The sequence below is a fragment of the Thiolinea disciformis DSM 14473 genome, assembly GCF_000371925.1.
GTDB classification, from domain to species: Bacteria; Pseudomonadota; Gammaproteobacteria; order Thiotrichales; family Thiotrichaceae; genus Thiolinea; species Thiolinea disciformis.
Window position 1 is genome coordinate 30,189 of sequence record NZ_AQVE01000004.1, and the last position, 13,586, is coordinate 43,774.

General features: G+C 43.9%; 10 protein-coding genes. 1 reads left to right on the top strand and 9 read right to left on the bottom strand.

The features are described from left to right. Nucleotides 1–28: 28 nt before the first annotated feature. Nucleotides 29–1,309: a DUF2330 domain-containing protein gene (locus tag A3IE_RS0104220; protein WP_020394344.1), complete on the bottom strand. Its 1,281-nt coding sequence runs from the start codon at nt 1,307–1,309 to the stop codon at nt 29–31. Continuing rightward, the gene (locus A3IE_RS0104225) at nt 1,306–2,115 is read right to left on the bottom strand and encodes an RnfABCDGE type electron transport complex subunit D (RefSeq protein WP_020394345.1); all 810 of its coding nucleotides are present in this window, start codon (nt 2,113–2,115) and stop codon (nt 1,306–1,308) included. The genes A3IE_RS0104220 and A3IE_RS0104225 overlap by 4 nt, the downstream gene beginning before the upstream one ends. A 122-nt stretch (nt 2,116–2,237) precedes the next feature. Between A3IE_RS0104225 and modF the strand changes: the two genes are divergently transcribed. Continuing rightward, nucleotides 2,238–3,656 carry a molybdate ABC transporter ATP-binding protein ModF gene (gene modF, locus A3IE_RS0104230; RefSeq protein WP_020394346.1) on the top strand — a complete coding sequence of 473 codons (1,419 nt, stop codon included), beginning with the start codon at nt 2,238–2,240 and terminating at the stop codon, nt 3,654–3,656. On the opposite strand, the gene rtcR is transcribed toward modF, so the two are convergent. The 7 genes from rtcR to A3IE_RS0104265 form a co-directional block, all read right to left on the bottom strand. Further along, complete coding sequence (gene rtcR, locus A3IE_RS0104235; RefSeq protein ID WP_020394347.1) at nt 3,619–5,244, bottom strand: RNA repair transcriptional activator RtcR; 1,626 nt, start codon at nt 5,242–5,244, stop codon at nt 3,619–3,621. The genes modF and rtcR overlap by 38 nt on opposite strands. A 94-nt stretch (nt 5,245–5,338) precedes the next feature. After that, nucleotides 5,339–8,056, bottom strand: coding sequence for a hypothetical protein (locus A3IE_RS0104240; RefSeq protein ID WP_020394348.1), 2,718 nt, complete (start codon nt 8,054–8,056; stop codon nt 5,339–5,341). A gap of 63 nt (nt 8,057–8,119) precedes the next feature. Next, entirely contained in the window at nt 8,120–9,151 is a 1,032-nt protein-coding gene (locus A3IE_RS0104245) for an asparaginase domain-containing protein (RefSeq protein ID WP_020394349.1), read from the bottom strand. 33 nt (nt 9,152–9,184) lie between these two features. Further along, a complete protein-coding gene (locus A3IE_RS0104250; RefSeq protein ID WP_020394350.1) occupies nt 9,185–10,180 on the bottom strand; it encodes an SLAC1 anion channel family protein in 996 nt (331 codons plus the stop codon). A 68-nt stretch (nt 10,181–10,248) separates the two neighbouring features. After that, nucleotides 10,249–11,682 (bottom strand): YcjF family protein, encoded by a 1,434-nt coding sequence (locus A3IE_RS0104255; RefSeq protein WP_245539175.1) that lies wholly within the window; start codon nt 11,680–11,682, stop codon nt 10,249–10,251. Continuing rightward, nucleotides 11,588–13,114 carry a GTPase gene (locus tag A3IE_RS0104260; protein ID WP_020394352.1) on the bottom strand — a complete coding sequence of 509 codons (1,527 nt, stop codon included), beginning with the start codon at nt 13,112–13,114 and terminating at the stop codon, nt 11,588–11,590. The genes A3IE_RS0104255 and A3IE_RS0104260 overlap by 95 nt, the downstream gene beginning before the upstream one ends. Before the next feature lie 79 nt (nt 13,115–13,193). Then, nucleotides 13,194–13,580: a hypothetical protein gene (locus tag A3IE_RS0104265; RefSeq protein WP_020394353.1), complete on the bottom strand. Its 387-nt coding sequence runs from the start codon at nt 13,578–13,580 to the stop codon at nt 13,194–13,196. Between the last annotated feature and the right edge of the window lie 6 nt (nt 13,581–13,586).

A 13,586-nucleotide genomic window follows, 5' to 3' on the forward strand; every position in this document is an offset into this window, starting at 1 on the left:
GCAGCACGCTTGAACAGTCTATCGCTGCTTATTTCATGCGATTCCGAATGCTTTGCACATCACGCCCCGTGAGATTGGCTAACACACGTGCTTCTCTTTCTTGACGTTGGGGTAGCAAAGTTTTGAAATAACGTTCTGCTGCAGGACAAGTCGCATTGCCTTTAAAGGTATGGCGAATGATATAACGACCTTGGAAATTTTCTTGATTACCGGTTGCTTGAAACATTAAATCCTCAGGAAAGTTATTACGATCATAACGTACATGTAAGCGCGTAATATAAACATCTTGTGCACCACCTGAAGTATTAGGATTAGCGTTGGCCCAAGTAACCCCTAATTCTTTTAATTGCGTGGGAGTTAAAGGATCGGCTGCACAAGGATCACACCAATTCATATTCCACGCATATTCTAAAAATACGGCTTTGCCACGCTCATTATCGACAGAGCGGCGAAACATATCACGATAGAAATTGGCAAATTCCTTAGGGTTTTTAATATAAGCCGGAATATCAAAATCGCTAGGTAGTTTAACCGTGCGATAGTTAGTGGTTTCTACACGACCTTTTCGTGTTAAAGCATAGACAAATAACTCTTGTTTGCCTTGTGCATTGACAGTGCCTAAGCGAATCGGCAGCATAAACTTTTTGTGATTATAAGTAATGCGAATGGGGCGAAGTTTGGTATAGCCAGATTTATCAAACTCTTTCAGGTTGACCTTTGCGACAAAAAATTTCATGTCTTGCTTCAAATAGCTCCCTACAACGGGTTCAGCACCTTTGGGGAGTTTATACCCTTGCTCCGTCAACCAAGTAATTAAACCACCACTTTCTTTAGCAGAAAGTAATAAAATATCATATTCCGCAACTTTATATTGTGCCTCAATCTTAACACCTAATTCGGCTGCTCGTTGTCTCATGGGCGCTGGTCGAGGTGCTGCTGCTGAGGCCATCGGGCGCATAGGCCTTGGAAATACACGTGGTTGACAGGGATCGGAATCAAAATACTCCACTAAACGCGGCGCAGAATAAGCGTCTAATTGTTGCATAGTGGCATTATTCACTACGCTAATTTGCTGACGTTGAATAACACTAGGAACCGGCACAACCATGGCAAAATCTTTTGCCGCCCCTTTATAATCACTCGCCATAGTAACACTATTCGTATCTCCATCACGTACATAAGCCACTTGTGATGATTCATTAAACAAACCTGTATCGGCTTTTGCCACATAAAAGCCACAAAAGGCGCTGGCTTGTGTGGACATTCCTATTAATAGTAAAGCGGCAAGCTTGATGAAGATTTTTTTCATTGCGAACTCCTGATGGGCCAGTGGTAAAGCTCGCCCGATTTATAATAATTAATCAATGGAACAAAGGGTGAAGCGAAGGCTAGGGCGTATAAAAATGCGTTTGGGATAAACCAAGCAAACTGCAAATAAGCAGCTAACAGGGCAACGCCAGAGCCAAATAAACAACGCCCCGCTAAATGCTTGGGGGTAGTCATTGGATCAGAGAGCATAAAAAAGGTAAAAATTAGCAGTGCTCCGTTTTGTAGTTGATGAAAGGGTATTTGCCATGGATCACCTAACCATAGCGCACGTAATAAGAGTAAAGTGCTATAGGTAGCTAAAAATACTAAGCTACTTGCCATACGCTGGAAGCCTAAAATGACTACTAAACCCAATCCAGCTACTAATAAAAAAAGCCATAAGCCTTGCCCCCATTTCCCCACAGCCACCCAAGCAGAATCACTAAGTAATAAAACGATAACGATGCCAATATTAGAAGGATTGAAAATATGTCGCTCATTCCAGCGTAAAATAAACTTGCTAGCAATTGCTATAAAAGCAGCAAGCGCTAACCAAATCCAATGATTGGCATATAACAATAAGATTAAGGATAGGCTGGTATTAAAAGTACTTAAATATTGTTGCGGCAGGCGGTAAAAGGCTAGAAAAGTAGCTTGAACCAAAAACGTTGTTATGAGTATGGCTAGAATTTGTGTCGGGTAAAAAGGAAATTCTAAGCTAATCCAACCCCATGATAATAAGCTAGTTTGTACGATTAATTGATAATAGCGTGGATCAAAATAAGACAATCGTACTGGAACGTTCATAGTAGGGCAGCTTCATTAAGACAATAAGGCATAGTAGCGTAACGTACTCCCTTCTGATAAGGGTGTTTGCAGAATGTGTCTAGCTTAGTTAGTCTCAAGGTTTTAATCATAAAAGGCTGTCCATGAATCCAATTGTATTGACCAATTATACGGTGAAGTTTAGTAAGTATTACAGCTTGCCAGCTGTGAGCTGGTGGATTGAACCTTCACAACATTGGGTCATTTTAGGTGCAAATGGTTCCGGAAAATCAGCGTTAGCTGCCACTTTATATGGCGCAGGCGAGCCTATAGGGGGTACTTTGTGCGGTTTGCCAACCAAAGTAGCAGCAGTTTCGTTTGAAATCCAAGCTGCTTTAATTGAAGCCGAATTAAAAAAAGATGATGCCGATATTCTGGATGTGATTCCGGAGGGAACACCAGTACGTGAAATGTTGCAATTGCCCGAACAAGACCCAGCTTTACTAGAACGCGTATTAACACTTTTTGACTATCATCGTTTGTTAGATCAAGGCTTTCGTAAGCTCTCCACAGGTGAAACACGGAAATTATTATTAATTCGTGCCCTTTCTATTAAGCCAGACTTATTGATTTTGGATGAGCCTTTTGAGGGTTTGGATAAGGAATCTGTCGCAAACTTAAATAACTTACTTACTGAGCTTGCGCCGACCACACAAATAATTATGGTGTTAAATCGTTTTGATGAAATTCCAGACTTTATCACGCATTACGCCTATATGGAGCAAGATCAATTACGTCATCAAATTGTGAGAGACGATCCGCAAGCTGCGGCGGATATTCAACGCCTCGTTCATCTGAAAACCAGTGATTTAACCATTCCAGCAGCACCTACCCAGCATCGTCCACCCGCGTTAAATCCTGAGCAGCCGCTAGTGCGTTTACGGAAAGCATGTATTGCTTATGATGATAAAGTTATTTTTTCTGATTTGGATTGGACGATTGAACGCGGCCAGCATTGGCAGGTGACAGGGCCAAATGGGGCTGGTAAAACTTGCTTATTAAATTTAATAACAGGTGATCATCCTCAATGTTATACCAATGATATTTTTGTATTTGGTATGCAGCGTGGAAATGGTGAAAGTATTTGGCAGATTAAACAATATATTGGTTATGTATCTAGTGCGTTACAATGGGATTATCGCGTTAGTATTACGGTGCGTAACACTATTATTTCAGGATTTTATGATAGTATTGGGCTTTACCAAAAATATACGGAGCAAGAACGTCAGATTGCAGAGAAATGGTTAGCATTATTAGGCTTAAGTGAACGTGCTAATGAGTCTTTTAATCAACTGTCCTATGGTGAAAAACGCTTAGTCTTAATTGCTCGCGCGATGGTAAAACACCCTACTTTATTAATTTTAGATGAACCTTGTCTGGGCTTGGATGATTTAAATCGTCAATTAGTTTTAGCCTTACTTGAACGCATCTGTGTAGGTAGCGAAACCACGGTTTTATATGTGAATCACCATGCCAATGATGCTATTAAGGGGATTGAAAATTATCTAGCGTTGGGACGCTAGCTTTTTGAATAAACTCAAAGTTCAAGCCATATTTTTGTAAATAAACACGGAGCCGATGTGAGTCATTTTGGCTTGCGCGTTGTGTGCGGCTGATATTAAATAAGCAGCGCCCCGCGTCGGCAAGGGAGCGACTTTGGCGACAAATTTTGAGTACCTGAATCAATTGCATGCGATCAAATAAATCTAAATTTGCTAGAATTTCCTCCGAGCATAAACTTAGTAAAGATTCATCAGTCGTAGATTTTTTAACTTGGAAGCTGTCCCAATCATAACATAGGCGCTCTATTTCTAATTGTACTAGTTCTTCAGTAATGCGTCCGCCCTTAGCTAAAGTAGCCATACGTGTAATACTGGAGTTTAGATCGCGGAAATTAGCCCGCCATAAAGCTTTGGGTGAATGAGCGAATTTACTATATTGTGCACGTGCTGCTTGATTGAAACTGACTTTATGGCCGATTTTATGCGTGAATTGTTGTAGTTCATAATCGATATTCGGCTCTAAATCTTCTAAACGCTCTTTTAAGCTTGGAAGCTGATAAGTCCATAGATTGATCCGTGCTAATAAATCTTCGCGGAATTTACCTCGACGAACTTGCTCGAATAAATCACGATTCGTGCCTGCAATGAGTTGGAAGTCACTGTTAACCTCCTTATCACTCCCGAAAGGGGTGAATACTTTATCCTCAATGGCGCGTAATAACATGGCCTGTTCATCTAAGCCTAACTCACCAATCTCATCCAAAAACAATAAACCTTTATCCGCCTCGCGTAATAGGCCTGTGCGTGCCATCACAGCACCGGTAAATGCACCTTTTGTATGACCGAAAAGGGCGGACATGGCATTATCGCCGCGCAAAGTGGCGCAATTAACTTCAACCAGTCGCCCACTGACTTGACCACGCTGTTTTTTTAAATCAAAAATGCGTTTGGCTAATTGTGATTTTCCGACACCAGTTGCGCCAGTGAGAAAAATTGGGGCAGCAGATCGAATAGAAACTTGTTCTAATTGCTCAATTAAGTGGTTAAAGGCTTTATTGCGTGTTGCAATACCCCCTTTTAAATAATTGATACCTTCTTGTGCTTCTTTAGCAAAGCGTGAGGCAATTTGATCATAGCGTGATAAATCTAAATCAATAATTTGGTAAGTACCTTTAAGGCTACCTTTAGCGGGGGAGGTTTGAATTAATTTTGCGGGAATATAATTGGCTTCAGTCAATAAAAATAAGCAAATTTGCGCTACATGCGTACCCGTCGTGATGTGGACATAGTAATTATTTTGCTCAGGGTTAAATTCGTAGCTGCGAGCAAATTGATAAAGTTGATTATAAACCTGTTCAAAATCCCAGGGGTTTTCATAGGCAACCAGATAATTATGAATCAAGGCTGTCGGATTTTGGGTACGCATATCTTGCATAACCAGCTCCGCTAATGCTTGTTCTTGTATTTGATGCAACAACACAAACTCATTCACCTGAAAATTATCTTGCATCAGCAGGCTGACTGAAGGACGCCAATAATTCCAACGTTTCTTACCTAAGCCTTTTTGATCTAAGCGTGTGCCAAGAATGCCAATAACGATATTTTTCATGTTTTAGTGAGAGCATTGGGTTGTTAATTCTATACGGATACTGACAATCTTTATAAAATCAATCAAGTCTACTAAAGTCTACAGGGAGCTTATTTTACTCTATCGCCAATTCATCTTTAATGAGCCTTGTTCCTTCGGGTGTCCCATCGCTTGTCCATAACTCGCTAGGCTCATTTAGCGTAGACAACTTGGCTTTTACATTAAAATACAAGTTGTTTTCATGTGTTTTTACTAATTCTATCGATTGTTCTGCGCTAAATTTTTTAATCTGCTTGGGTTTTGAGTCATGATCAGCAATATACCAAAGGCTTAGCGCATTCTGTCCAGCGACTATAAATAGACCTTGGGATGTAGCCAGCATACGAACAAAATTGCCTAGTTCGGGTAGCTCATTGATGGGGATCAACTGTTTCTTGGGAATATCGATGCGTGCTAATTGATATACTTCTGGATAAGTGCTGCGTTGCTCTAGGCTATAAATATTTTGCTCACTTGCTGAGATTATATTCATCAATAGAGTCGGTGGGTTAAATTGATTACTGACCACTATGCTGTCGGCACTATGATGAGGTTTCCATAATAATGTGTGTTGAGAGTTGTTTTCACGCTGTACTGCATAGTTAGGTGCTAAGAGGTAAAGCAAGCCTTGTGGTCTTTCTAAAACAGCTATTAATGGTTGTGCTGTAGGAGAGTTATTTTTTAGAACGGTACGCGTTTGTCCGTTGTACCAATGTTCTAAGTGGTAGCTTTGTTCTTTAGGATAGTGTGCTAAATAAACACCCTGTCGGCTGGGAAATAGCCACACGTAACCTTGTTGAGCTTGAGTCAGTTTTTGGGCTTCGCCTTTTATAATTTGCCAAACACTGGTCGTTTCTTGGTGTTTAGTCAGGATATACAGCGCCGTATCATCTTTAGCTAGCGGATGGGCATTTCTCACTATTTCTTGTTCGGCGGGCAAGTTTTTGACTAATTGTGGGATAGGTTGCTTAGCCTGACTATTAATGTACCAGATTTGATTATTCAGGCGGTAATACCAATCAGAGCCTACCGCTTCAAGCTCTCCTAAATCACTGCTGGCGGCTGCGATATTAATGTCTTTGATTAACTGGCTTTGCTGCGGATTAGGCGTTACTAGCCATAATTCTTCGCCTGTATGCTCGTGATGATGCGGTATTAACCAAGTCGGCGTTGAGCCACTCAAACTCAAAGGGGGTTTTAAACTAGCACTAGGCCATTCGGAGTATTGCCAATGGGCGCGTAAGGGTTCATGACCTAGCATTTTTGTGCCAGCCCGTGTGCCGTCCGTTTGCCAGCGTTGTTTGGCACTTATAAACTGTAGGATGGCGCTAGGATTAGGTTCAGCAGGTCGTAATAGTTCAGGATCATCGAACTCACCTAATAATTCAGGTTTTTCTGGCTGCTTTGGTGAAAGACTCCATACTTGTGACCACGCACGTCCTTTGGGCGAAAAGCTAGGGAATACCAAATACTCACCGACTAAAACATAGGTATGAGTTTGGTCATCCCAACTATCACCGGCTCCCCCCGCGTATTGAGGGCTCAGCGCTTGCCATAATTTACGCGTTCCTTGCGCTGTTCCATCGCTGAGCCACAACTGTGCAGGCCGCACACCATCTTTGGTAAAGAAATACAAACGATCTGCGAAGCTAAACCACTCTGGCGGGGTTTGATATTCTGGATTGGGCATTGGCATAGTAGCGAGCAACTGCGTACTTTGCGTCGTTACATCACTGCACCATAAGGCCATGTCCATGTTTTCGTCCAGCCGATTTAGCCAGAAATAAACTTGGTTTTTATAAAACCATGCTTCGCCGAGACTGGTGGGTGTGCTTTTTTCTTGAGGGAAACTAAAGAGTTTTCGAGCTTGTTTTTTATCCGTGTCAAACTGCCATAAGCTCTGGCTCTGATCATTCATGTCGCTACTCAACCAGATTAGGTGGTGCGCTTCTGCCGCCATTAAGCTCACCGCTTCATGAGCGGGAAACTCGTGTAGTACTTCTGCCGCTTTAGGCGTGACGCGCCATAAGACATTTCCGGAGGGGCTTGCGGTTGCCTTACGTGTTTTGGGACTCAGAAAATACAAAGCTGTGTCAGTGTGGAGTATTGGGTTGGGATAAGCCAGAGCGTAATCGCTAGTTTTATCCTGAGGCATATCCGCGACTAAGTGTGTGCCTGAGCTGCTGCCATCACTACGCCATAATGCTAAGCCGTGTTGACCATCAGCTATCCAAAAATAAAGCTGATTTTCTAAGCGATAGAATGTGGGATTATCGATATTGGGTGCTGTATCAGAACCTGTCATAAAGCGCTTAATGACTTGAGTGCCACTAGGCGTTCCATCCGTGAGGGTGAGATTGAGTGAGTTGGGTTCATAGCTCCAAAACACTAAAGTATTCCCCAGCGTCTGAGCACTTTGTGCACCGAAACTTCGACCTTTAGGCATACTGCTCTTAGTGCCCGCTACTAAATCTTTAAGTAAGAAAGTGCCTTGAGCACTGCCATCGGTGCGCCAAACTTCTTGACCTGTTTCAGGGGTAAAGGCTGAAAAAATCCCAAGTGCGCCGATGCTGCCGAGTAGATAAGGATTAGAGCCAGCATTGGGTTTGGTGGTCAGAAAGGCATGGATGCGTGTGCCTTGCGTGGTGGAGTCACTCTGCCAAAGTTGCTTGCCATAGCTAGGATCAGAGCCTATGAAAAAAATCAGTGGTTTGTTTTCTGCTTGGAGAGCGGTATTCGAACAGGCATTTAGTAGTGTGCCCAAGATACAAAGTTTTGCGACTAAACTGCGCATACGCCCTCGTTTTTTCAGCCCGCTTGAGTTTAACTATAGCGCAGTTTAGGAGTCTATTTGGTGCTAAGCCAAACTTAGTTCACCCGCTAAAGCAGTGGGCATGAGGGCACGAATTTGAGGGATGGGCAGGTTCAACGCGAATAAATGATAAAGCTTGGTGATCGCAGCTTCCACCGTCATATCTAAACCACTGATGACACCCGCTTGAGTGAGTGCCGATCCTGCCGCATAGCGTCCTGGTTCGACACTACCATGAATACATTGGCTGATATTAACAATAATGACGCCGCGTTGATGGGCCTCATGGAGTGTTTCAAGAAAGCCTTCCAACTGTGTAGGTGCATTGCCAGAGCCAAACGTTTGTAAAATAACCCCCGCCACGGGTGGCGCTAAAAAGCGTTTCAGTTGTGCAACCGAAAAACCCGGATGCAAGCGAAGAATCACAACTTCTTTGGAGCTTGGCGTGACTATTTCAAAAAGCTCTTGCGCAGATTTGGGTAGTAAGGTACGGCGATTCAGTTGGAAATTGATATAGCGTTGCGGCTCGATGCTCTGACCCAAAGTAGGATAATTCGGAGTATCAAAAGCCGCTAAAGCTTGATTAGATAATTTGCTACAGCGATTGCCACGCAATAATGCGCCATTAAAATAAACGCAAACTTCATGAATGGCCTGTTCAGCAGCAATCATTAAAGCGCCGAAAAGATTAGGATAGGCATCGCTATCAGCTTCACCTAAGGGCAGTTGCGAGCCTGTGATGATGACCGGTTTGCGTAAACCTCTTAGCGCAAACGAGAGTGCAGAGGCTGTAAACGCAAGCGTGTCTGTACCATGAATCACCACAAAGCCATCATAATCGCCATAGTGACTCGCAATATCTTTGGCAATCGTATGCCAATCGTGTGGTTGTGCCATTGCGCTATCGATCAGCCGCTCATATTCGTGCAAATCCCACTGCGGCATACCCTTAACACCAGACTTGGGCAGTAGTTTTTGTAGGCGTAGCTTTAAACCACCTTGGGGTTGCAAACCTGAGCTAGATGGCATCATGCCAAAAGTACCGCCCGTGTAAGCCATATAAATCCGTCGTGTCATGCGCTTATTCCTTAGTCAAAGAGGATTATTCCGTTAATCTTCCACACAAATAGCATTATTCAGAATAGCACGAATTGTGTTTACCAAAAGTATGACGATGACTATATTGAGCATTAATAATAGAAAAATACCCAGCCAGAGAAAGAAGAAAGTCTGGGTTTTTTGATACATACTAAAAGTCGCTAGGGTAATCGCTGCAAGGGGGAAGGAATAAGCCCACCACGACAGACAGAAACGGAGACGTGCTAATAAATGTAATTGCGTGAATAATAAAAGTGTTAAAAATAAGCTGGCATAATATAAGCATAAAGCAAAAGCATCAAAGCTCTGTGTAAGCTGTAAATAAGCCATAAACCCAATTGCAGGCGGGGCTATCAGCATGAGTAGGCTGGTTATAAGGCGTGCGGCGGGTGGGGTATGAAAGAGTATTCGATAATAAACAATGCTGGATAAGATCACCCAAAACAAAAGACCAACACTGAAGTAGAACCAAGATATATAAACAAAACCAAGTGGCACCCCAGCAAAAGGAACTAACAAGTGGCCAAGCGCTGGAATAAACCAAGTTGCGCTTAGTTGTTGTGGCTGCAAATGTTTTTGCATCCATGCGTTAAGGACTACTAGGCTTAATAAGAGATGCAGACTGGTACCTATCATCCAAATCCACTTAGCCAGCACCGGTAAACTCGCTAGGAGTGAGAGACTAATCAGGAGTAAGCCGACTGAGATACACGGTAAAAAAGCCAAGTGCTGTGAATGATGGAGTTCGAGGCGTGCTGCTGCAGCGTGTCTTAGCCATTTCACGAGATAAAATGCACTAACTACGATGAAAATAAGCGGCGCAACGAATAGGAGTGCCTGATCAATCCAAACGGGCTGACCCATTAGAACAGCGGCCTTTTCCCAAGCGAGGGTCACACCTGCAATGCCGATAACCACCGAAAAGAAGGCGACTGGAAAAGAACTTAAGCTTGTCGAGACGTAGCTGACAGGCGTTTCAATGCTTTTCAGGGCGGGTGGGGCTGACATGAGCGATCCTCATCAAAGAAGACGTTTAGTATATCTGCCTTAAGTTCCGCGAAGCTTAGGAAATCCGCTCAACTGCGCAAAGTTTTGCGTAAGTAGCCCATAATTTCTTCGCGTGCTTCTGCAATGACTGAGTCACGATCCAATGAATCGAGAATTTGTTGCACGGTTTGTTTAGGGCCACTATCACCCCAGGATTTACCATTGGCTAACCATTTTTCAGCTACGCGCCCTACGACCAGTGTGCTGTACCAAGCCACCGCACCTTGGGTTGCAGCGGTGACAATGGTAGACAAGCCGCCGGTAGTGAGTTTCAAGGCTGTTGCGCCCACATGCAAGGCCCAAGTGGTTCCCATTAAAATGAGCAGTTGTCCAATAATGGTTTTGATGAGCTCACCTGCTTCGCTCGTGGTCATTGGCAAGCCGTAGAGACGCGATAAATGCACAATCATACTGCCATCAATCGCTGCAGCGGCGACTAAGTCGGCAAAGGGAATGGGATTAACTGCCACCGCCAAGCTTTTGGCAAGGCAGTACATATTGATGATGTCTTCGCCCATTTGATGCTTGACTGCTAGTATGCGCTTGCCGACTTCCTCGCTCAAATTACCTGCGAATAAAGAGGCATTTAAGGCGGCTAAGGTTTTGCCTTCGGCTTCCAAAATTTCCCATAAGCGTGTTTTTAAAGACAATATCTCGACCGGACGAACGCGCTCGGTCTCGTGTTCATTCCCATCATTATCCACCACAATAATCGTTTGGCGCGTTTCTTGTGCCGTGGTGAAGATAATATTCTCCGGGAGAATAATGCCCTGCGTGCGTTCTTTTAATACATCCAGTAATTGAGCTTTTTCTTTCGCGATATAACGATCCGCTTTATTGATCACTAGAATAGTAGGGCGATGAGTCTGTGCTACGATTTTGAGAGCGCGTAATTCGACATCGGTAATATCGCTATCAATCACAAATAATAATAAATCAGCGCGGCTGGCCACTTCGTGAGCGATGCGTTCGCGTTCTTCACCATCGACCTCATTAATACCGGGGGTATCAATCAGGTATAAACCACCGTCAGCGTATTCTTCCCACGCTTGCTGGTTGGAGGTTTTGGTCTCGCCATGGAGGACGCTCACACTAAAAGCTTCTTTACCGAGTAAGGCATTTAGGAGGGAGGATTTTCCGACACTGACACGGCCAAACACCGCAATATGAATATGCCCATGCTCTAGCTTATCCAACATGCCTTTGACTTGTGCATAATCATCTTTTAAGGCATCACGCACACTTTCAGGTACACGTTCATCCTCCAATAATTTGCGCAGGCTTTCGCTAGCAAGTTGGCGATGTTGCTCACCTAAAGCTAATGGGTCTTTAAGCTTTTCAGCATCATCACTGGCCGCTTGTATAGTCTCAGGGGTTTGACTCGCTGGTACTTGCGTCTTTTTGTCGGTATTGATCGACAACCAATCTGGCCAATGTTTTTGTACGCTCTTCCAAATTTCCACTTAACATCTCCCGAAAGGTCAGCGCTGCTGGAGCCGCCTTGAGTTCACCACGTTGTTCTAAAGTGAGTGCAACCGATTTACCCAAAGCATCGAAAATTAAACCATAGGCCAAAGCATGTACCAAGCCGCCCGCGACAGTACCAAGGCCGGGGAAAGCTTTTAAAGCATTACCAGCCACGGCCAGAATCAGCGGAATCGTTTTTTTCAATTGGCTTTGGCTAAAATCGAGAAACTTATCAATATCTAATTGGCGAATAGGCACGTCATACAATTTGCATAAATCATTGACCATGCGTGTACCAATCACGCCTTGAATCACCAAGTCCGTACCCGGCGCGATAGAGGCCATTGCCCCTAACATGGCATTGCGTGTGCCGCTACGTACAATTTTCTCGGCTTGTTCACGCCGAAAAACTGCACGGGATTCATCCAATTTGCGTTGCACTAAGGTGAATACACTGCTATCGCGTAATTGTTCCAACCATTCTACTTGGGTATCAATTTCATTTTGTACATAAGTCGCCAGCGCGGAAACATCAGTTTTACGCGGCCGCTGCATCGTTTCTTCGCGACCATCAGGATAAATCCTGACCACCTCTTCAACACCACCGGATTGAATGAATACCACTTCAGGTGCTAGTGACTTCCCTTGTTTATCTTGCGGAAAGCGGCTACGAATCCGCTCAGTGATTTGTTGCTGCTCGGTGTCGGTATAAAGATCGCTTTTATTAACCGCAATCACCATGGGCTTGCCAAGCGCGGCGAGTTCTTGAATGTCTTCAAATTGCGTACGCGTCAGGTCAGAATCCACCACATAAACGACCATTTGCGCCCGCACTGCTTCATCGAGTGCTAGTTCATCCAAACTACCAGCAACTTCATTACGCCCGGGGAGATCGGTTAATAATAAACGATCCTCAGAGCTGGTTTGCCAAACATAGTCCTTAATCTCACGTGTCGAACCGCCCCGCAGATTAATGTCGACCCCAGCCGTGGGTAATAGCGCTTTAATGATCGAGGATTTACCAGTACTCACATCGCCAAAAAAAGCGATATTGATCTGGCCGCTGGCCTTACGCTCTTCGAGTTTTTTAATTTCTTCCCGAAATTCGCTGGTATCCATACCCGCAGCTTCCACTTGTTGGATTTCTGCGGCCAAGGATTCAGCAGTAGCGGGTTTTTGATGTTGGGGCGTTGCAAGGCTGGTTTGACGTCCACCCCAGAGTAACTTAGCGATAAAGTAGACACTTGCAGCAATAAAGAGGCAAATTAGTGTGAGGTATAAATAGAATAAAATGGGATGCAGGTTTTGAAGGCGTTCCCACACATCTAAGGCACTATTAGTCGCGTAAAAAATAAAGAATAAAAAGGCTAGACTGCCAAGCAAGATGGCTCCAGCCAATATCCAGCGTAATTGATGAGTAACTTTCATGCCATGTCCATTCGCAGAAGTGTTTTAATGAAGTTAGCACAGCGCATACTAGATAGAAGAATTAGCTGCTATCACAGCCCTAGAATTTTACCAGTTTCCAGCCGGCTGGTTGTTGCGAACCATCAGATAAAAGGATTTTCTGATCGGCTGGAGTCTGATCATAGCGCGCTAGATTTTCTGCGGTTAGTGAGCCGAACGAGGTACGAAAAATAATATTTTTAGAGGGTAAGTTGGCTAAGTCCCCCAACAGTGCCTTATCTGTGCCCACAACAATATGTTTGTAGCGCGCTTTTTTATCAAAATCAGTAATCCACTCTAGCATAGCAGGGAATTTGTCGCGCATCGCATACGAGGTATCCGCGACAATTAAAATTTCCTTAGGATGTTGGCTTTGGTAATAATGTGTGCCGCCCCAGCCGATAAGGTGCAGCGCAATAAATAAGCCAAAAATCTTCAGAAATTTCATGCCTGT